Source organism: Iodidimonas nitroreducens, from assembly GCA_000710935.1.
Classification (GTDB): Bacteria; Pseudomonadota; Alphaproteobacteria; order Sphingomonadales; family Rhodothalassiaceae; genus Iodidimonas; species Iodidimonas nitroreducens.
Map to the genome: position 1 here is coordinate 184,692 of BAYV01000109.1, position 19,481 is coordinate 204,172.

The following is a 19,481-nucleotide window of genomic DNA, read 5'->3' on the forward strand; positions in this document are numbered from 1 at the left end:
GCTTTAACCATGGGCGGCCTTGATGGTGGCGTCTACATGCTGGCGGCGGGCATCGAATTCAGCGGCAATATCTTCATCGCGCTTTTGCAAAGCATCGATATCGATGGCGGCAAAGGAAATCACCCCCATCTCGTGATAGGCTTTTTGCACATGCTGGCTCCACAGCCCGATATCCTTGACGATGGGCACGATGCGGCTAAATAAAAAGCCCCTGAATTGCTGCATGGTGGCGCTGTCACGCAGATGCGCCACACAGTCTTCCACCGGCAGATCAAGGCTTTCCCACACTTCGCGGGCTTCAAAACGATCTCGCATCAGATAGCAGGCTTCGATCAGAAAATCCTCGCGCTCCCGGCGTTCCGCCTCGCTCAATTGGGGATAATAATCGCGCAGGGCCAAACGGCCAAAAGCCACATGCCGGGCTTCGTCCTCCATCACATAGGCATTCACCTGTTGGGCCAGCGGATTTTGCGCCTGATCGCGGACCATGGCAAAAGCGGCCAGCGCCAATCCTTCGATCACCACCTGCATGCCCAGATAGGTCATATCCCAGCGGTTATCCTCCAGCACCTGATCGAGCAGCGATTGCAAGGGCTTGCTCATGGGCCAGGCGCGGCCGAATTTATGCAAAAGGGCTTTATAAGCCTCCACATGGCGGGCTTCATCCATCACCTGCGTGGCGGCATAGAATTTGCTATCCAGATCGGGCACGCTTTGCACGATTTTGGCCGCGCATAAAAGCGCACCCTGTTCGCCATGCAGGAATTGGGAATTGGTCCAGGCCTGATGGGCGCAGCGCACTTCGATCTGACGGGCCCGGCTGAGCTGCAGAAAACAGGGGGCATCATAGATGGGCAGAACCTGCTCGGGAAGCTGCTGGGGGTTTTCGGGATCAAGCTCCAAAGACCAGTCGATGCGATCCACAGCATTCCATTGCTTGCGCTTGCCTTTTTCATAAAGCCCCAAAAGGCTTTCGCGGCCATCATCAAAGCGCCAGTCAAAGCGCGTGGCAAAGCGATTGATCACATCATGATGGTCGGGGGCGTCGATCGGATACAGATCTTTGAGGCTCATGGCGCGGCCTTTCGGGCAAGAGCAAAACAAACGACCCCATGATGATAGCACGCCACAGGCACCCGCCGAACCAGCGGTTCTGGCAGCCTTTATCATCAGGTCTTGGCTTGTTGCCATTCCGCATGATGAAGAATCTGGGCGATCAGATTTTCCGGCGGCCCGGGGGCTATGGTCCTGAAATTATGCACCAGCTTATAGGAAAGGCGGGTTTGATAGCGGGCCCTGTCGAAATGTCTGCCATCTTCGGCTTCGCGCAATAAAGGCAGGGCCAGCTTCAGGATATGTTGCAGCATCCGGGCAAAGCGCGCCTTCTGGATCAGATGGGCAAAAGCCTGGGGCCCCCGATGATAAAGCTGCAAACGGGCAGCCACCAAACCCATGCCCGCGCGCACCGCAATGGCGGCTTCCAGCATGTCCTTGTCGCCCAAAAGGGTGATTCGCAAAACAAGGCTGTCGGTGATCTGTTGGCGATCATGAAGGCGGCGCAAAATGACGAGCAGATGATTCCCCACAGCCGATCCCAAGGGCCCGCGCAGGGCTTCATCGCGCACGCGAAGAACCAGATTTTCGATGAAGGGTGTTGGCAGATCGAGCTGATCTTCGATCAAAGCCCTGATCCCGGCGCTGGCATGAAGCACGATATCGGCGGCCAGATCAGCGGGCAGATCATGGCGTTTGGCGATGGCCGCCAGAACAGCCGTGCTTTTGCTGAAACGCCGGGCCGCAAGGCGGGCATCATCGCCCTCGATCCGGGCTGATTTATTGTCCAGAACCGCTTCAACCGCCGGTTCCTGCGCCCTTTCGATCAGGGAATGAACCACCGAACGCGACAGATCGGATCGTTTGGCGATGGCGGTTTGTTTCTGGCCATCATCCATGCAGATGATGGCTATCAGATCCGCATCGGTGAGTGATAAGCTGTGCATCAAAATGGGTTCGGCTACATGCACCACATCATAAGCCAGCTTTTGCGCCAGATCCGTTGGCAGAATCGGGGTATGGGCCAAACAATGGGCAAGAGCCGTGCGCACCCTTTCGCTGGTATCCCGGGCAAAGCGATGCAAAATCTCCACCGCGATCCGGTTTTCATCATCGCTCAGATCATTGCGGGCAAAAGAATTTGCCACAAATTCCGCTAAAGATTGGCGCTGGGCTTCATCGGCGGTTCCGGCTTGCGCCAAAAGCGTTTTGATTGCGCTGGTTGGAATCGCGTTGTCTGGACTGTTTGCAGACATAAAAAGGCTACCGATCGAGGATGGTGATCACAGATATTTGAATCAGGAGATAAGAATAAATTCTTAATCTTTAAGGGGGGTTTATAAATTCAGAATTTTTATAGGGACTTCAGGAAATATAGATAAAATATGTACTTAAATATATTGGAATAAACAGACACTATATTGCGAAATATTTATACATTATCTAGGGTCAGGACTCTAATAATCGATGCGGGTGAGATAAAGCCCGAAGGGCGGGGCGTTAAAGCCCAGAGCGCATCTGTCTTTCGCTTCCAAAATTTCTTTCATCATGATCGGCGGCCATTTTCCCGCCCCCACCAATTCAAGGCTGCCCACCATGGATCGCACCTGATGATGCAGAAACGATAAGGCAGAAACATGAATATGCAGGCGATCATCAAGGCGTTCCACCCGCAAAAGATCAAGGGTTCGGATCGGCGATCTGGCCTGACAGGCGCTGTGGCGAAAGGTGGTGAAATCATGCTGCCCCAAAAGATGATTGGCCCCTTCCTGCATGGCATCTGCATCCAGCGGGCGGCTGACATGCCAGGCCAGCCCCTCGGCAAAGCTTAGCCGGCTTGGGCGATTGATGATCTCATAGCGATAGCTGCGGCGGCGGGCGGAAAAACGGGCGTGAAAATCATCGCCCACGATCTCAGCCGATAAAACGCTGATGGGATGCGGCTTCAGATGATGATTGATCGCCCCCAGAAAGCGCTGGGGGCTGATGGCCTTTTCGATATCCACATGGGCCACCTGCCCATTGGCATGAACCCCGGCATCGGTGCGCCCGGCGCCATGCACGATCACCTGTTCGCCGGTGAAGGCATGGATGGCTTTGGTCAGGGCCGCCTGAATGCTGGGCGCATTGGCCTGAATTTGCCAGCCCGCAAAAGGGCGACCATCATATTCGATGAGCAGCTTGAACCGCCGGGCCATCCTCATTCATCCCCGGGGTGCATGGCCTTGGCGGGCACAGCGATGGCCGGGCCGAAGCGGGTGCCTTTGGGGATGGCGTGGCCACGCAGAAAGCTGGCGGCATCCATGGCCCCCCGGCCCGGTTTTTGCAGATGAATGAGCTTCAAGGCACCCTGCCCACAGGCAATGGTCAGGGCATCATCAAGCGCTGTTCCGGGCGGGGCTTTAGGCGGGGCTTTAGGCGGGGCTTTAAGAGATGGATCGGTTGGGGAGACGATTTCGGCCTTCAAGATCTTCAGTCGCTCGCCGTTTAAAAGGGTAAAGGCCCCGGGGAAGGGGGTCAGCCCCCTGATCTTGCGGTCGATCGCGATGGCGCTGTCATCCCAGTTGATCATCGATTCGCTTTTGTCGATCTTATGGGCATAGCAGATGCCCTCTTCCGCTTGGGGGATGGCTTCAAGCCTGCCCTTCGCCACGCCATCCAGCGCTTTCAGCAGCAAAGGCCCGGCTTTTTCCACCAGCGCATCATGCAGGCTTTGGGTGGTGTCATCAGGGGCGATGGCATGGGTTTCGCGCATCAGCACCGGCCCGGTATCAAGGCCCTCGTCCATGCGCATGATGGAAAGCCCGGTCTGGCGATCCCCCGCCATGATCGCCCGATGCAGGGGTGCGGCGCCCCGCCAGCGCGGCAAAAGCGAGGCATGAACATTGATGCAGCCCAGCCGGGGAGCATCGAGAATATCCTTCGACAAAATCTGGCCAAAGGCAACGACAATGGCGCAATCAAGCTTCAAAGCCCGCCACTGCGCCACATTGTCCGCCCTTTTCAATCGCCTGGGCGTAAAAACCGGCAAGCCATGCTGTTCGGCATAAAGATGGATGGGGCTTTTGCGCAGGGCTTGCCCTCTTCCTGCGGGGCGCGGTGGCTGGGTATAAACGGCGGCGATCTCATGGCCCGCCTGATGCAGGGCGCGCAGGGTGGGAAGGGCGAAATCCGGCGTCCCTAAAAAGGCAAGGCGCAAGGGGGTCATCGGCTCACACCGTCACGGTATCGCGCTGGATCTTGGCCAGCTTGCGGATCACCATATTGCGTTTCAGTTTCGATAGATAATCGATGAACAACACCCCGTTCAGATGATCGATTTCATGCTGCAAACAGGTGGCCAGCAGGCCATCGGCGGCGATTTCATCGGCCTTGCCCTCGCGATTGATGAAGGCAACCCGGCATGAAGCGGGGCGCTCCACCTCGGCATAATAATCCGGTACCGAAAGGCAGCCCTCATTATAGATCGAGCGTTCATCCGATGACCAGATGATCTGCGGATTGATCAGCACATGGGGCTGGCGGCCTTCATCATCATCGGCCACATCAACCACCAGAAGCTGGCGCAAAATCCCAAGCTGCACGGCGGCCAGCCCGATGCCGGGGGCTTCATACATGGTTTCCAGCATATCATCGATCAGATGATCGAGATCGGCATCCACCCGTTCGATGGGGGCGCTTTTCTGTCGCAGAACAGGATCAAGGCAGGTGAGGATGGGGCGTGTTGTCATGATATCCGGGCTCATAGGGGTTTGCCGGGGGGTTTGCCGGAATACCTAGGCGCAGTGATCGCATCCGTCAAGAAAGGTGATGATGGCCAATGAATTTCAGGGCAGATGGCGGGGCAGATCGAATCGCACCAAACGGCCATGGCCCGCCTGTGTGCGCAGTTCGGCCCAAGGGCCTTCATGAAGCTCGATCTCGGCAAATCCGGCGGTGGGATAGCGCTTTTCAAGGCGTTCAATGAGGGTGGTGCGGCCGCGCCCCGCAAAAAGCTGGGCCAGATCATGAATGGCGGGATTATGACCGATGATCATGGCAATCGAGATGCTTTCATCCAATTGCGCAAGCTGGGCCAAAAGTGCATCGGATGTGGCGGCATAAAGATCGGGGGCATGGTTTATCGGAGCCTGCCAGCCGCTTTTGGCCTGCACGATTTCCAGCGTTTGGCGGGTGCGCAAGGCGGGCGAGCATAAAAAAACCTTCGGCGGGTTCACGCACTCTTTGAGATGCATGCCCATCAATCCCGCAGCCCGCACCCCCAGCGCATTGAGCGGCCGATCAAAATCGCGGCCCTCGGGGCTTTTGTCGCCGGCCTTGGCATGGCGCATCAGATAAAGCTTTTTGCCGGTTTTCATGAATCAGTCCTCATGCCCTCGTCCGGCTTTTTCCCGTCATCAAGATTGTCCGACAAAAAGGGCATCATCATAAGCGGCCAAAAGCCCAGTTCCTTTTGACGACGCCAGGGCTTGAGGCCGATGATCATACCATCCACCCCCAGATCGGGCGCGGCCTTATAGGTTTTGAAGGCATAATCCCACCAGGGCAGGTTGAAGCCATAATTCCGATCATGCTCATCTCTTGTGACAGAATGATGGACCAGATGGAAATCGGGCGTCACGATCAGCCGCCGCAAAAAGCGATCAAGGCGCCGGGGCAGGCGCAGATTGCCATGATTGAACATGGCCGTGGCATTGAGCAGGATTTCAAAAAGAATGACCGCTAAAAGATCCGCCCCCAAAGCCACCACCACGGCGCTTTTGATCAGCATCGACAGCAGATATTCAAGGGGATGAAAGCGCAGCCCGCTGGTCACATCAAGGCTGAGATCGGCATGATGCATCCGGTGCAAACGCCATAAAAACGGAATTTTGTGAAAGGCCACATGCTGGGCATAGATCGCCAGATCCAAAAGCACGACCATCAGGAATATTTCGATGCCATGGGGCCAATCAAGGGCATGAAAAAGGCCGATATCGTGCTTGTGCGCCCAGATCGCCGCAGAAACCGCGATCAACGGCCCCAAAGCCCGCAGGGAAAGGCTGCCCAGCATCACCATTCCCAGATTGAGCGGCCAGCGATGGCGGCGATCCACATCAGCCCGCCGGGGGCGGATGATTTCCGCTCCGGCAATCAGGGCGAACATGCCAAGAAAGGCGGCAAGGCGCATGGTCGCTTCATATTGGATGAACAGATTTTCCATGGCGCTTATATAAAAGCGAACAGCTGCGAAGAACAGGGCTTTGAATGTCGAATCCTGTTTTGCCACAGCCTTTCGCCCTGCTGTTCCTTGTAGCGCTTTGCGCGAAGCCCCATTAAGCTGATGGGATGACAGCACCCGATCATGATCCCCTTTATCGGCTGGAAAAATTGTGCCGCGATTATGGCGCGCACCGGGCGCTTGGGCCTTTGGATCTTGCGATCCATGAAGGGGAGCGGGTGGCTTTGATCGGCCCCTCGGGCTGCGGCAAATCAACGCTGATGCGCCTGCTGGCGGGATTGGTGGCCCCCAGCGGCGGGCAAATTCTGTTTCGCGGGCAGCTTTTGGGGGCGCATGATATCCGCGCTTATCGTCGGCACTTTGGTTATGTGATCCAAAGCGGGGGTTTGTTTCCCCATCTTACGGCGTCGCAGAATGTGGTTCTGATGGCTCGTCAGGCGGGCTGGTCACGTCAAAAAATCGCCGCCCGCCTCGATGAACTGGCCCAATTGGTGCATCTGGAGCCCGATCAACTGGCGCGCTATCCGGTGGAATTATCGGGCGGCCAGCGCCAAAGGGTGAGCCTGATGCGGGCCTTGATGCTCGGCCCCGATGTGATGGCGCTGGATGAGCCCTTGGGGGCCCTTGATCCCATGATCCGCTTTCAGCTTCAGGCGGATTTGCGCGGGATTTTCGAGACGGTGGGGGCAACGGTCATTCTGGTTACCCATGATCTGGCGGAAGCCGCATGGCTGGCGGATCGGATCATCTTATTGCGCGATGGGCTGGTGGTTCAGGATGGCAGCTTTGATGATCTGTGCCATCATCCCGCCGAGCCGTTCGTCAGCGAATTTGTCCGCGCCCAGCGGGGCCTGATGATCGGGGGGGCGGAATGAAAGCAGCGGTCATCATGCTGATAGGGGTCCTGTTGTTTTTACCCCCTCTTGCCATGGGGCAGGAAACGCAGGCCGATCAGCCGGTGATTGCCTCGAAAGCCTTTACCGAATCGATTATTTTATCGGAAATCCTGCGCTTGAAGCTGCAGGCGGCGGGGATCGATCTGCCCCATCGTCGGGCTTTGGGGGGCACGCGCATTGTGTTTGATGCCCTCAAATCCGGTGAAATCGCCATCTATCCCGATTATACGGGCACCATCCGCCATGAAATCTATGCCGGTGAGGATCTGCCCGATGCGCAAACCTTGCGCGACCGGCTGGCCCGCGATGGGCTGGGGATCACCGGGTCTTTGGGTTTTGAAAACAGCTTTGCCCTCGCCACCCGGTCGGAAATGGCGCAAAAGCGTGGGTTAAAGCAGATTTCCGATCTGCGCACGCAGCCCGATCTGGTGTTCGGTCTCTCCAATGAATTTCTTGATCGCGGCGATGGCTGGCGGGCGCTGAAGGGGGCTTATGATCTGCCTCAATCCGCCAATGGCCTGCAGCATGAATTATCTTATCGCGGGCTGGCGGCGGGCCGACTCGATATCATCGATGTGTATAGTACGGATGCGGAAATCGCCTTTTACGATCTGGCGGTTCTGGATGATGATCGGCGATTCTTTCCCCGTTATGAGGCGGTGTTTCTTTATCGCCTCGATCTGGCCCGCAGCCAGCCCGCGCTGATCCCCATCTTGCAGGATCTGGCAGGGCAGATCAGCAGCGATCAGATGCGGGCCATGAACAAGGCGGTGAAGATCGATCGGCAAAATGAAAGCCGGGTGGCGGCGGATTTCGTGGATGATGGCAGCGGTCCGGCGCCCATCCTTGCTGCCCAGCAATCAAGGCTTGAACGCGTGTGGGGCCGCAGTCTCGAACATCTGGCGCTGGTTGCCGTGTCTTTGGGGGCGGCTTTGCTGGTGGCGGTTCCGCTGGCCATCGCGGCTTTTCGCCTGCCCGCTTTGGGGGGGCCGATTCTGGGCTTTGTGGGGCTTTTGCAAACGGTTCCGGCTCTGGCCCTTTTCGTATTCATGATCCCGCTTTTGGGGGTGGGGGCGGCCCCCACCATTGCCGCTTTGTTTCTTTATTCCTTGCTGCCCATCGTGCGCAATGGCCATGCCGGGCTGACAGGCATCAGTGGGGATCTGCAGGAATCGGCGCGGGCCCTTGGCTTATCATCATGGGCGCGCTTGTGGCGGATCGAATTGCCCCTTGCTTTGCCCACCCTATTGGCGGGGATCAAAACCGCAGCGGTGATCAATGTGGGGGCCGCCACTTTGGGGGCTTTGATCGGGGCAGGCGGTCTGGGTCAGCCGATTTTAACGGGTATCCGCCTCAATGATATGGGCCTCATTTTAGAAGGGGCGATCCCGGCGGCCGGGCTTGCTTTGTTGGTTACGGGCTCCTTCGATCTGGCGGGGCGCTGGCTCATTCCTCGTGGATTGCGTCTTTGATTTCACGAGCAAAGGGGCCTCAGATCGCGGTGATGGCCCCATCGATGCTCAGATTCGCCCCATTGATATAGCGGGCATCCGGGCTCAGCAAAAACAGGACGGCGGCAGCGATATCGGCTGGCTGCCCCGGCCCTGCGGGGGGAAAGCCGCCCGCATATTTGCTGTGATCATGGCCGATATCCGCTAAAGCCCTGTGCAGCATCGGGGTTTCCACCGGGCCGGGGGAGATGGCATTGATCCGCAGCCCCATGGTCGCATAATCGCGGGCCGCCGATTGGGTCAGGCCCACCACCGCATGTTTGCTGGCCCCATAAGCCGCCATCCAGGGTGCGCCCCGGGTGCCCAATATCGAGGCGATATTGACGATGGCGCGGCCCCGCACTTCTTCTGGCGGTTGGCCGGCGACCCGATCATATTGGGCGCTTTCCAGCATTGCGGGGATTTCATGGCGCAGGGCATGAAAAATCCCGTCGGCATTGGTCGCCATCACCTGCCGCCAGGTTTCGGGGCTCAGATCAGCCAGCTTTTGCGGGGCATGGCTGATGCCCGCACAATTCACCGCCAGATCAAGGCCCCCCATCCATTGGCGGGCGGCGGCGATGAAAGCCCCGGTTTGCCGATCATCGCGCACATCGCAGGGCTGGCACAAAGCGCGATCATGGGGCACCACCCGAACCGGCGCGATTGCCGTTTCACCCGAATGTTGGGCCGTGGACCCTTCGGGTTCGGGAAGCCCGCAATAAACCACCCGCGCCCCTTCCTTGATCAGGGCATTGACCACCGCCGCCCCGATGCCGGATGTGCCGCCGGTGACCACGGCGCGGGCATTGTGAAAGCGCAAGGGCGGCGCGGCTGGGTTCATGCTTTTGGTCCTTTTGGGATTTCGTGTTCAATGGTTTTGGGGCTTTCCACGGCCCGAACAAGGCTGCATAGCGCCGCCATCATCGGCAGGCAAGCATGGCTGCGCCCTTTTCCCGCTTTGTTTGGGGGTTTAAGCTTGTTCAGCTTTTCCTGTTCGGTCGCGATCAGGATTCTGGTCCTTTGTTGAAGGAACGCCTTATGTCCCTCTCTCACCCCCCTTATCGTCCTATGGCTGATCTGCCCACCCATGCGGTGACCAATCAGCCCCCGCCTTTGGTGGATTATAATCTTTATGCCGCCGATGCCGCTTTGATCGAAGCCGTGGGCCGGGAGGGCGATGCCGATGCCCCCAAAGCCGCAGATGCCTATGGTGCGGCTTTGGGGGATGCGGCGATTTTGCAGGCCGGTGATGATGCGAATCGCCATCCGCCGGACTTTCATCCCTTTGATCGCTATGGCCAGCGCATCGATGAGGTGCGCTTTCATCCGGCCTATCATCAGATGATGGCGCTGGGCATGGCGCATGGCCAGCATTCGGTGGCCTGGACCGCGAAAAAAGCCGGGCATGTGCGTCATGCGTCTTTGGAATATCTGATGCATCAGGTGGAAGCCGGAGTGTGCTGCCCCCTCAGCATGACCTATGCGGTCATCCCCGCCCTTCGCCATCATTCTGATCTGGCAGCCTTGTGGGAGCCGAAATTGCTTTCCCGTCATTATGATGGGACGGCGCGGCCGGTGGCCGATAAGGCATCGGCCACCATGGGCATGGCGATGACCGAAAAGCAGGGCGGTTCGGATGTGCGGGCCAACAGCACGAAGGCTGTAGCGACGTCCGGGGCTTATGAACTGACCGGGCACAAATGGTTTTGTTCGGCACCGATGTCGGATGCGTTTCTCACTTTGGCCTATGCGCCGGGGGGATTGAGCTGCTTTTTCGTGCCGCGATGGACCCCCGATGGCCAGCGCAATCGCCTGTTCATTCAGCGACTGAAGGACAAATTGGGCAATAAGGCCAATGCCTCATCGGAAATCGAATATCATGGGGCCTATGCCGAAATCATTGGCGATGAAGGGGCGGGGGTGCGCACGATCATCGATATGGTTCATCATACCCGCCTTGATACCACCATCGGGGCGGCCTCCCTGATGCGCAGGGCGGTGGCTGAATCGATCCATCATGCCCGTCATCGCACGGCTTTTCAAAAGCGGCTGGTGGATCAGCCCCTGATGCAGATGGTGCTGGCGGATATGGCCATCGAGCAGGAAGCAGCCACCACCCTAGCCTTTCGGATTGCCCGTTCTTATGATGACAGCAGCGGGGAGAGCGGGGAGGATGCAGCAGCGGGCGGCGACCGCGATGAGGCCAGGGCTTTCAGCCGCTTGGCAGTGGCCTTGGCGAAATACTGGCTCAATAAACGGGTGGCCCCTCTGATTGCCGAGGCTTTAGAGGTGCATGGCGGGGTTGGCTATGTGGAAGAAACGGTGATGCCCCGGCTCTATCGCGAAGCCCCCCTCAATGGCATCTGGGAAGGCTCGGGCAATGTGATCGCCCTTGATGTGCTGCGCTCGCTTCATAAATCGCCGCAATCGGTTGAAGCCCTGATGGCGGAAATCCATGCCGCAAAAGGCACGGATCGGTTTCTGGATCGGGCCATGGATCAGCTGGGCACAAAGCTTGCCAAAGGGTCGGTTGATGAGCGCCACGCCCGGCGTCTCGTCGAAGATATGGCCCTTGTTTTGCAGGGGTCGCTTTTGGTGCGATATGCGCCCCCTGCTGTGGCCGATGCTTTTTGCGCCAGCCGCCTTGGCGGGGATTGGGGGCGGGCCTTTGGCACCCTGCCCGATGGCCTTGATCTCGACGCCATCATTGAACGCGCGGCCCCACTCGCTTAAAACACCAGGCATGATGCTGGTTTAAACATGGGGCTGCGGCATGGCGCTGACGATCTATGCGGTGGGAAAGGCCGGGCGAAGGCCGGAAGCGCAGCTTGCCCGGGCTTATCTCGACCGGTTGCCTTTCGGGGCCGACATCCATGAGGTGGAAGAACGCAAGCCCTTGTCTGTGGCGGAAAGAAAACACCGCGAAGGGGAGAAGATCCTCGCCGCCCTGCCCGCCAATGCTTTTCTCATTCTTTTGGATGAACAGGGCCCGGATCTGACCAGCCTTGGCTTTGCGCAAAAGCTGGAAGGCTGGCGGCAGCAGGGGCGGCCGCTGGCCTTTGCCATTGGCGGGGCCGATGGCCATGGCGAGGCGATGCGGGCCCGCGCCGATGCGCTTTTATCCTTGTCGAAAATGACCTGGCCGCACATGCTGGTGCGGGTCATGCTGGCAGAACAAATATACCGGGCGGTTTCGATCAGCGCCGGTCATCCTTATCACCGGGAATGAGGGCGCGCATGCCTTTGTCGATTTATACCGGACGCATTGCCCTCACGCTCCTGATCCTTGGGTTGGGGATGGCCTGTGCCGTGCCAAACAGTGCGGCCCAAAACCCCGAAGGCGATCCCCGCAGCCGTCTCGATGCTATCGAGCAGGAATTGGCGCAGCGGGCAGCACAGCAGCGCGTATTGGCGGAAAAAGCCCGGGCTGCGGGCCGCGAAGCTGAGGCCATCGCCCGTTCGATCATCGCTGCCACCGCCGATGTACAGGCCCTTGAAGAGCGGGTGACGGCGGTGGCCTTGAAAATCGAAACGGTGGGTGATCTTTTGCAGGAACAGGAAAGCCTGCTCGAACTCAAACAGGATCAGATGGCCCGCACGCTGGCTGCCTTGCAGCGCCTGTCGCGTCGGCCGCAGGCTTTGGCCCTGCTCCGGCCCGGCGATGCCGATGAAACCATCAAGGGGGCCATTCTTTTGCGGGAACTCGCCCCGCAATTGGAAGATGAAGCCCGCGCCGTGGGCCAGCAGGTGGCTCGAATCCTTGATCTTCGCAAAGAATTGATGGCCGAGCGCGAAACCCTGAAGGCCGATCAAAAGGCTTTGGAAGCCAGCCGCAGGGATCTGGAATTCCAGCGCGAGGCACGGCAGGCCGAACAGCAGAAATTGTCGCAAGAAGCGCAGGAGGAAAGCCGGGTCATGGCCCGGCTGGCAGATCAGGCGCGCAGCCTTGAAGACCTGCTCAAAGCCATCGAGGCCGAGCGCGCCCGGCGGTTGGCGGCGGCCAATGCGGCGGCGGAACGGCTTGCGCAGATGCCCAAAGCGCCGGGGGATAAGGCTGTGGCTTTGGCGGCTCCCCCCGCGTCTGCTCCGTCTTCATCTGTTCCCTTGAGCGAGGCTCGGGGTAGCCTCGCTTTACCGGCGCGCGGGCGGCTTTTGCGAACATTCGGGGCGCTCAATGGGGGCCTTCATGAAAAAGGAATCACGATCGCCACCCTTGCGGGGGCGCAGGTGGTGGCCCCATATGATGGGCGGGTGGTTTATTCCGGTCCGTTTCGTGGTTATGGCAAGCTCTTGATCATTGCCCATGGCGAAGAGTACCATACCCTGCTGGCTGGCATGGATGAGGTTTATGCCTCGGTTGGTCAGTGGGTTTTGGCCGGTGAGCCGGTCGGGATGATGCAAGATGAGGCGCGTGCGGTGCCGCAAAGGGCAAAAACGGCGGATGTCCCCGCAAAAAATGCTCAGGAACTGTATGTTGAGTTGCGTAAAGGGGGCGAACCAGTGGATCCTGTGCCATGGTTGGCAGCAGGACTAGGAAAGGTGAGTTGAAGATGCGTGGATTTTTCTTGGGCGCCAGCGCCGCTGTTTTGGCTTTCATGGGTTCGGCCAGCTCTTTTGCCCAGGGCAATAATGCCGATACCTATCGGCAGCTCGATCTGTTGATGGAGGTGTTCGAGCGCGTGCGCGCCGAATATGTCGAAGAGGTCGAGGATGAAAAAGTGCTGGAAGCGGCGATCAATGGGATGTTGGCGTCTCTCGATCCCCATTCCAGCTATATGGGCCCGGAAAGCTTTCGCGCCATGCAGGTGCAAACCCGGGGCGAATATGGTGGCCTTGGGCTTGAGGTGACGCAGGAAAATGGCGTGGTGAAGGTGGTCTCGCCGATCGATGATACCCCCGCCTCGCGCGCCGGGCTGAAAAGCGGCGATTATATCACTCAGATTGATGGATCACCGGTTTTGGGGCTGACCCTGACCGAAGCCATCGATAAGATGAAAGGCCCGGTGGGGGCGCCGATCACCATCACGGTGGTGCGGCCCGTTCCCGATGAAGAAGACGAGATTTTCGATGTCGATCTGGTGCGCGATACCATCACCCTCACATCCGTCTCGCATCGGGTGGAGCGCGATGCGGTGGGCTATGTGCGGGTGCGCACTTTCAATGATCAAACCACCCGTGGTCTGAAGGAAGCCATTGCCGATATCGAAAAGCAATTGGGCCCTGATATGGTTGGTGTGGTGCTCGATCTGCGGAGCAATCCCGGTGGCCTGCTCGATCAGGCGATTTCGGTGTCTGATGCCTTTCTCGATCAGGGCGAAGTGGTTTCCACCCGGGGGCGCAATCCGCGCGATACCAAGCGCTGGCATGCAACGCCGGGAGATCTGGTGAATGGCAAGCCGGTGGTGGTTCTGGTTGATGCTGGTTCGGCTTCGGCTTCGGAAATCGTGGCCGGAGCTTTGCAAGATCATCGCCGGGCGACCATTCTGGGCGATGGAACCTTTGGCAAGGGCACCGTTCAAACCCTCATCCCCCTGGGGGCGGAAAGTGCTTTGCGCCTGACCACAGCCCGCTATTACACGCCTTCGGGCCGCTCGATTCAGGAACGGGGGATCGAACCGGATATCGAGGTGACCCAACCGCGTGTCACCGCCAGCGGACGGGTTTTAAAGCCCCGCCGGGAACGCGATCTTTTGGGCCATTTGCGGAATGAGCAACTGCTGAAAGACGAAGCCAATAGCGAACAGAGTGCGGATGAAGCTGCTGAGCCGTCCCCTGATCAATCCTCTGATCAATCTGGGGCCGAGGATGCGGCGGATGTCAGCCCGGCTGAAGTGATTGCCTCGACGAAAGAGCCAAAATCGGATGAAGCGGCAGGCGATGCCGCCCCGCAGATGACAGAAGAAACGGCAGAAGGCTCGGAATCGGAGCAGGAAAAGGGCGATTATCAGCTTAACTATGCCCTTGATCTTTTGCTCGGGGTCAGAAAAGCGGTTGAGGAACAAACGGCCTCCGCAGACATCAAGGAGTAAAGGTGCAGCTAAAACGGCGCGAGAGCGGCATGTTGGAAAAGATCCACCCGATGCGAAAAGGCAGGCCGGTTTGATGGTCTTTTCTCGCCAGAAAACAGATCTGTTGGCAGGGGGGCTCGGCGGTGCCGGGCCCCTTATTGCTGTGTGGGCGATCACCCTGATCGTGCTGGCCGCTCTCGCCATCTGGTTGCAGATCAGCTATCAGCCGCCTTTACCGAAAGTGGGGCCCAGTTCAGTAGCAGGTGCGGGTGATGTGCCGTCTGCATCCGTTGGGGATGCGGGCGCGGAGTTGGCGGCAAAGCCCGATGAAACCGCCTCCCTTGCGGTTTCCGGGCCCACCAAATCGCCGGCGGAAACGCCAGCCAATACATCTGCCAATACAGCTCCGAGAACGTCAGCCGAAACGCCCGCGGCTGAGGAAGAGGGCCTGTCCCTGATCAGGATGGGGCCGGTTCCCGATCCGGCTTTGGTGGAACAAACATCCGCCGGGCCTTTACCGGTGATTTCGGTGGATGGCCGAAAGCCCTTCAATGTTTATGCCCGGCCCTATCTGCCCAATGGCAATCGGCCCCGGATCGCTTTGGTGATTCAGGAAATTGGCCTTGCGCGTGAAGCCAGCACGGCGGCCATCAATCGCCTGCCCAAAGCCGTCAGTCTTGCCCTGTCGCCATATGCCGCCGATCCGCAGGCTGTTTTGCAAGCGGCGCGCGATGCCGGGCATGAAGTGCTTTTGATGGTACCGATGGAGCCGGTGTCCTTCCCCCGCAGTGATCCCGGCCCCCATAGCCTTTTGGTATCCTTGTCGGCGGCGGAAAATATCAGCCGCCTGCATCATGTGATGAGCCGGGCCCAAGGCTATGCCGGGGTGATCAATCATATGGGCTCGCGCTTTACCGCCACCCCTGCGGCTTTGGAGCCGATTTTGGCGGACCTGTCGCGGCGGGGCCTGATGTTTGTTGATGCCCGCACCAGCGCCCGTTCCGTGGTGCCTGAAATCGCCGGGAAAACCGGCCTGCCTTATGCTGAAAATGATCGCTATATCGATAATACCGCCACCGCCGAGGAAATTGATCGTTTTCTGGCAGATCTTGAAACCATTGCCCTGCAGCGTGGGCATGCCGTGGGTTTTGGCCGCCCTTATCCGGTTACGGTAGAGCGAATCGAACGCTGGGCGCAGGGTTTGGAGCTGAAAGGCATTGATCTGGCCCCGGTCACATCGCTTGTCGGGCTTTATGGGCCGGATTCTTTAAGCCGCGCAAGATAGGAGCGATGAATGAACGATCGCCAATCTGAAACGATCAGGGCCAAATCCATCGGGGCCAAATCCATCAGGGCCGATGATCTGCCCTATCGGCCTTGTGTGGGGATGATGCTGCTCAATCATCAGGGGCTGGTATGGACCGGCAAGCGCATAGACACCGCCGCTTTGGCATGGCAGATGCCCCAGGGCGGCATCGATCCCGGGGAAAGCCCCGAACAGGCGGCCTTGCGTGAATTGAAAGAAGAAACCGGCATCGATGATGTGCAAATTCTCGATCAACTGGCTCAGCCCCTTTTTTATGATCTGCCCGATGAACTTTTGGGAAAGGCCTGGAAAGGCCGCTATCGGGGCCAGCGGGTGCATTGGTTTGCCATGCGGTTTTTAGGTGATGATCAGGCTATTGATCTGGGCGGCCCGCATCAGGAATTCAGTGCATGGCGCTGGCAGGAACCGGCGGCCTTGCCCGATCATATCGTGTCTTTCAAACGGCCGATGTATGAACAGGTGATGGCCGGTTTTGCCCATCTTCTGGGGCCATCAGGATAAGGGCTGCGGGATAGAGGCTCCTATCATCACGAAAGCGATCATCACGGAACTGGCGGGCTGTGCTTTTGATGGATGAGGATAGACTTCATCAATGAGCAACAGATTGACATCACCAAAAGCCTGGCGCGCATCGGGGCATATGGCATCGCTGCGGGGCCATGATATTTTTTATGTCGATAGCGCTGATGATGATCTGGCTGGCCTTGATGGGGGGCGCGATGATCGGCCGGTGGTGCTGGTGATCCATGGATTTCCCACGGCGGGCTGGGATTTTCATCGCGTTTGGCCGCTTTTGGTGCCGCATATGCGGTTGATCATCCCCGATATGCTGGGATTTGGCTTTTCGGCCAAGCCTTGTCCCCATCGCTATGGCATTTTTGAACAGGCCGATCTTCTGGAAGCCCTGATGGATCGGCTCGATCTTTCGGATGTGCATATTCTGGCCCATGATTATGGCGATACGGTTGCGCAGGAATTGCTGGCCCGCGATCAGGCGCGCACCGGCCATGATCGTTTGTTCAAATCCGTGTGTTTGTTGAATGGCGGGCTGTTTCCCGAAACCCACCGGGCCCGGCTCATTCAAAAGCTGCTGGCAAGCCCATTGGGATCGCTGGTCAATCGGCTGACCACCAAAAGCCGCTTTGATAAAAGCTTTTCTGCGGTCTTTGGTCCCGATAGCAAGCCTGATGCCCGGGCCCTTGATGATTTCTGGGGTCTGATCACCGAAAATGATGGGCGGCATGTTTTCACCTCGCTGATCGGCTATATGCACGAACGCCGGATCAATCGGGAACGCTGGGTGGGGGCGCTCATCCACTGCCCCTGTCCCATTCAGCTGATCAATGGCAGCGCCGATCCGGTGTCCGGGGCCCATATGGTGGCCCGCTATCGCCAGATTATGGGGGATCGCGATGAGATCCGTGCGCTGGATGGGGTCGGCCATTATCCTCAGGTCGAACAACCCGATCAGGTGGCCGCGGCTTATCGCGAATTTCTTGATCGACACAGCGCCGCTTTTTCATCCCATCCGCCCCAAAATCGGGATACGCCCTCATGACAGCATCCCCACCACCCCATCTGCTGATCCGGGGGGCCCGGATTTATGATGGCACTGGCGGCCCATCCTTCATTGCCGATGTGCGGGTGGCCGGGGGTGTGATTACTGAAATCGGCCCCGACCTTGCCGCCCCCGATCTTGCCGCCCCCGATGATATGGGCGCAACGATCATCGAAGCCCAGGGCCGCTGGCTGATGCCCGGCTTGCTTGATATTCACACCCATTTCGATCTGGAAGCCGAAATTGCCCCGGCTTTGCCCGAAGCCGTGCGCCATGGCACAACCACGGTGGTTGTGGCGAATTGTTCCCTGGGGCTGGCTTATGGCCATCAGCGCCGCGACGGGCAGGATCCGGTGGTGGATTGTTTTGCCCGGGTGGAAAATATTCCCAAGCCGATCCTGAAGGCCGTGGCCGATAAGGCAATATGGCAAACGAGCGCTGATTATCTGGCGCATCTCGAGCAGCTGCCCCTTGGCCCCAATATGGTGCCCCTTTTGCCCCATTCGATGCTGCGGATCGAGGTGATGGGCCTGCACAACAGCATCAGCCGCGATCCCGATGATGCTGAAATCGCGAAGATGGAAGCGCTTTTGCAAAAGGCCATGGCCGAAGGCTATGCCGGTTTTTCCACCGATGCCTTGCCCTTTCATTATCTGGCCAATCGCCCCCATGAACGCAGCCGTATTCCGGCGCAATATGGCCGTTTTGCTGAATTGCGGCGGCTCACCGATATTGTGCGGGCGCATCAAAGGGTCTGGCAGGCGACCCCGCCCAAGGATCGCCCCCTCGAGGTTTTGCGCACGTTTTTCCTTAGCAGCGGGCGTTTTTATGGCAAGCCTTTAAAGCTCACTGCGGTGGCCGCCATCGATGTGGCGAGCAATAAAGGGCTGGTGGTGCTGGCGCGGCTGATGGCGCGGCTATTGAACAGCCGTTTTGTGCGTGGATCGTTTCGGATGCAGGCGCTGGCTGCCCCCTTTCGGGTTTGGGCCGAAGGGCCGCTCACCCCTTTGGCGGAAGAAATTCCCAGCCTGCGCCGGTTGAATGAGCCCGATCTTGATGATCGTGCCGCCCGCCGGGCGATTCTGGCCGATCCCCATTGGCAGGCAGAATTCCGGGCGATGTGGCGGGCCGGGAAAAGTGGTGTTTCTTTTGCGCGGCTAAAGCGCATCTTGCGGCGCGAGGATTATGCCATCAGCCGCAATCTCGCGGATATGGAGATCGATTATGCCCCGGTGGCCGAATGGGCGGGCCGTGATATGGGCAGCCTTTATCGCCATTGGCGGGCGGTGGGTGCGGGCGAGGATCAGGCCCGGTCCGAGGCCGAGGCCGAGGCTTTTACCGCTCTTGATGATCTGGCATCCGGCGCGCGGGATGAGGCGGCTTTTCTGATCGCCCTTCTGGCCCATTGCGATACGGATTTATGCTGGTCGATCGTCAGCGCCAATCGGGATCCAAAGGTGGTGCGCGATCTGGTGATGGATCCGCTTTTTCTGCCCGGCTTCAATGATTCCGGGGCGCATCTCACCAATATGGCCTTTTATGATGGTAATCTCAGGGCTTTGAAGATTGCCCAGGCTGAAAATGCGGTGGCCTATACGGTGGCCCGGCTCACCCGCGAGCCTGCCGATTTTTTTGGCATCGATGCCGGTCGGCTGGAAAAGGGCGCGCGCGCCGATCTGGTGCTGATCAATCCCGAGGCCTTGGCCGCCTATGAAAGCGAAGCCCATAATCAGCTGATCCAGCGCCCGGAATTTGGCTATCATCAGCGGGTCAACCGATCCGATGGGGTGGTTGATCTGGTGCTGATCAATGGCCGCGTGGCGTGGCGCGATGGCCACTTTTCGCCCCAATTGGGCAAGGATCAGGGCTATGGCCGCTGCCTGCGCGCGGTCTCGGCCAAGGCTGTTTAGGTCTGTTTAGGGCTG

Annotated in this window: 18 protein-coding genes; 10 read left to right on the forward strand and 8 right to left on the reverse strand. The window is 58.6% G+C overall.

The annotated features are described in order from the left end of the window. Positions 1–3: 3 nt before the first annotated feature. The 7 genes from AQ1_RS13880 to AQ1_RS13910 form a co-directional block, all read right to left on the reverse strand. The gene (locus tag AQ1_RS13880) at positions 4–1,074 is read right to left on the reverse strand and encodes a ferritin-like domain-containing protein (protein ID WP_042088468.1); all 1,071 of its coding nucleotides are present in this window, start codon (positions 1,072–1,074) and stop codon (positions 4–6) included. 95 nt (positions 1,075–1,169) lie between these two features. After that, complete coding sequence (locus AQ1_RS14775; protein ID WP_081837354.1) at positions 1,170–2,309, reverse strand: DUF2336 domain-containing protein; 1,140 nt, start codon at positions 2,307–2,309, stop codon at positions 1,170–1,172. Between the two features lie 201 nt (positions 2,310–2,510). Continuing rightward, on the reverse strand, positions 2,511–3,251 hold the full coding sequence (truA, locus tag AQ1_RS13890; RefSeq protein ID WP_042088287.1) for a tRNA pseudouridine(38-40) synthase TruA: 741 nt from the start codon (positions 3,249–3,251) through the stop codon (positions 2,511–2,513). A gap of 2 nt (positions 3,252–3,253) precedes the next feature. Then, positions 3,254–4,252, reverse strand: coding sequence for a methionyl-tRNA formyltransferase (gene fmt / locus AQ1_RS13895; protein WP_042088471.1), 999 nt, complete (start codon positions 4,250–4,252; stop codon positions 3,254–3,256). A 13-nt stretch (positions 4,253–4,265) separates the two neighbouring features. Then, positions 4,266–4,784, reverse strand: a complete 519-nt coding sequence (gene def / locus AQ1_RS13900) for a peptide deformylase (RefSeq protein ID WP_042088289.1) — start codon at positions 4,782–4,784, stop codon at positions 4,266–4,268. Positions 4,785–4,880: 96 nt separating this feature from the next. Continuing rightward, complete coding sequence (locus AQ1_RS13905) at positions 4,881–5,411, reverse strand: SixA phosphatase family protein (RefSeq protein ID WP_042088291.1); 531 nt, start codon at positions 5,409–5,411, stop codon at positions 4,881–4,883. Next, on the reverse strand, positions 5,408–6,322 hold the full coding sequence (locus AQ1_RS13910) for a sterol desaturase family protein (RefSeq protein WP_462687152.1): 915 nt from the start codon (positions 6,320–6,322) through the stop codon (positions 5,408–5,410). The genes AQ1_RS13905 and AQ1_RS13910 overlap by 4 nt, the downstream gene beginning before the upstream one ends. 59 nt (positions 6,323–6,381) lie before the next feature. Here AQ1_RS13910 and AQ1_RS13915 point away from each other — a divergent pair, with 59 nt between their 5' ends. Then, entirely contained in the window at positions 6,382–7,149 is a 768-nt protein-coding gene (locus AQ1_RS13915; RefSeq protein ID WP_042088292.1) for an ATP-binding cassette domain-containing protein, read from the forward strand. Between the two features lie 14 nt (positions 7,150–7,163). Continuing rightward, positions 7,164–8,642 (forward strand): glycine betaine ABC transporter substrate-binding protein, encoded by a 1,479-nt coding sequence (locus AQ1_RS13920; RefSeq protein ID WP_042088475.1) that lies wholly within the window; start codon positions 7,164–7,166, stop codon positions 8,640–8,642. A 19-nt stretch (positions 8,643–8,661) separates the two neighbouring features. Here AQ1_RS13920 and AQ1_RS13925 read toward each other — a convergent pair whose 3' ends face one another. Continuing rightward, positions 8,662–9,504, reverse strand: a complete 843-nt coding sequence (locus AQ1_RS13925) for an SDR family NAD(P)-dependent oxidoreductase (protein WP_042088294.1) — start codon at positions 9,502–9,504, stop codon at positions 8,662–8,664. Between the two features lie 197 nt (positions 9,505–9,701). Here AQ1_RS13925 and AQ1_RS13930 point away from each other — a divergent pair, with 197 nt between their 5' ends. The 8 genes from AQ1_RS13930 (at position 9,702) to AQ1_RS13965 (ending at position 19,466) form a co-directional block, all read left to right on the forward strand. Then, positions 9,702–11,396, forward strand: a complete 1,695-nt coding sequence (locus tag AQ1_RS13930; RefSeq protein ID WP_313977933.1) for an acyl-CoA dehydrogenase family protein — start codon at positions 9,702–9,704, stop codon at positions 11,394–11,396. Positions 11,397–11,436: 40 nt separating this feature from the next. Beyond that, a complete protein-coding gene (locus AQ1_RS13935) occupies positions 11,437–11,892 on the forward strand; it encodes a 23S rRNA (pseudouridine(1915)-N(3))-methyltransferase RlmH (RefSeq protein WP_042088298.1) in 456 nt (151 codons plus the stop codon). 8 nt (positions 11,893–11,900) lie between these two features. Next, positions 11,901–13,211, forward strand: coding sequence for a murein hydrolase activator EnvC family protein (locus AQ1_RS14780; protein WP_161760631.1), 1,311 nt, complete (start codon positions 11,901–11,903; stop codon positions 13,209–13,211). Between the two features lie 2 nt (positions 13,212–13,213). Beyond that, positions 13,214–14,692 (forward strand): S41 family peptidase, encoded by a 1,479-nt coding sequence (locus AQ1_RS13945; RefSeq protein WP_042088300.1) that lies wholly within the window; start codon positions 13,214–13,216, stop codon positions 14,690–14,692. Between the two features lie 73 nt (positions 14,693–14,765). Beyond that, positions 14,766–15,956 carry a divergent polysaccharide deacetylase family protein gene (locus AQ1_RS13950; RefSeq protein ID WP_052371314.1) on the forward strand — a complete coding sequence of 397 codons (1,191 nt, stop codon included), beginning with the start codon at positions 14,766–14,768 and terminating at the stop codon, positions 15,954–15,956. Between the two features lie 9 nt (positions 15,957–15,965). Beyond that, positions 15,966–16,499: an RNA pyrophosphohydrolase gene (locus tag AQ1_RS13955; RefSeq protein ID WP_081837356.1), complete on the forward strand. Its 534-nt coding sequence runs from the start codon at positions 15,966–15,968 to the stop codon at positions 16,497–16,499. Positions 16,500–16,590: 91 nt separating this feature from the next. Then, positions 16,591–17,556, forward strand: coding sequence for an alpha/beta fold hydrolase (locus AQ1_RS13960; RefSeq protein WP_042088302.1), 966 nt, complete (start codon positions 16,591–16,593; stop codon positions 17,554–17,556). Further along, positions 17,553–19,466: an N-acyl-D-amino-acid deacylase family protein gene (locus AQ1_RS13965; protein ID WP_042088304.1), complete on the forward strand. Its 1,914-nt coding sequence runs from the start codon at positions 17,553–17,555 to the stop codon at positions 19,464–19,466. Before AQ1_RS13960 ends, AQ1_RS13965 begins: the two co-directional genes overlap by 4 nt. Positions 19,467–19,481 lie beyond the last annotated feature (15 nt).

Excerpts from the sequence above, each read along its gene's own strand:
- AQ1_RS13880 (WP_042088468.1), bottom strand. The coding sequence starts at position 1,074 with ATGAGCCTCAAAGATCTGTATCCGATCGACGCCCCCGACCATCATGAT.
- AQ1_RS13935 (WP_042088298.1), top strand. The coding sequence starts at position 11,437 with ATGGCGCTGACGATCTATGCGGTGGGAAAGGCCGGGCGAAGGCCGGAA.
- AQ1_RS13950 (WP_052371314.1), top strand. The coding sequence starts at position 14,766 with ATGGTCTTTTCTCGCCAGAAAACAGATCTGTTGGCAGGGGGGCTCGGC.
- AQ1_RS13960 (WP_042088302.1), top strand. The coding sequence starts at position 16,591 with ATGAGCAACAGATTGACATCACCAAAAGCCTGGCGCGCATCGGGGCAT.
- truA (WP_042088287.1), bottom strand. The coding sequence starts at position 3,251 with ATGGCCCGGCGGTTCAAGCTGCTCATCGAATATGATGGTCGCCCTTTT.
- AQ1_RS14780 (WP_161760631.1), top strand. The coding sequence starts at position 11,901 with ATGCCTTTGTCGATTTATACCGGACGCATTGCCCTCACGCTCCTGATC.
- AQ1_RS13905 (WP_042088291.1), bottom strand. The coding sequence starts at position 5,411 with ATGAAAACCGGCAAAAAGCTTTATCTGATGCGCCATGCCAAGGCCGGC.
- AQ1_RS13925 (WP_042088294.1), bottom strand. The coding sequence starts at position 9,504 with ATGAACCCAGCCGCGCCGCCCTTGCGCTTTCACAATGCCCGCGCCGTG.
- AQ1_RS13930 (WP_313977933.1), top strand. The coding sequence starts at position 9,702 with ATGTCCCTCTCTCACCCCCCTTATCGTCCTATGGCTGATCTGCCCACC.
- def (WP_042088289.1), bottom strand. The coding sequence starts at position 4,784 with ATGACAACACGCCCCATCCTCACCTGCCTTGATCCTGTTCTGCGACAG.
- AQ1_RS13920 (WP_042088475.1), top strand. The coding sequence starts at position 7,164 with ATGCTGATAGGGGTCCTGTTGTTTTTACCCCCTCTTGCCATGGGGCAG.
- AQ1_RS13965 (WP_042088304.1), top strand. The coding sequence starts at position 17,553 with ATGACAGCATCCCCACCACCCCATCTGCTGATCCGGGGGGCCCGGATT.
- AQ1_RS14775 (WP_081837354.1), bottom strand. The coding sequence starts at position 2,309 with ATGTCTGCAAACAGTCCAGACAACGCGATTCCAACCAGCGCAATCAAA.
- AQ1_RS13915 (WP_042088292.1), top strand. The coding sequence starts at position 6,382 with ATGACAGCACCCGATCATGATCCCCTTTATCGGCTGGAAAAATTGTGC.
- AQ1_RS13945 (WP_042088300.1), top strand. The coding sequence starts at position 13,214 with ATGCGTGGATTTTTCTTGGGCGCCAGCGCCGCTGTTTTGGCTTTCATG.
- AQ1_RS13955 (WP_081837356.1), top strand. The coding sequence starts at position 15,966 with ATGAACGATCGCCAATCTGAAACGATCAGGGCCAAATCCATCGGGGCC.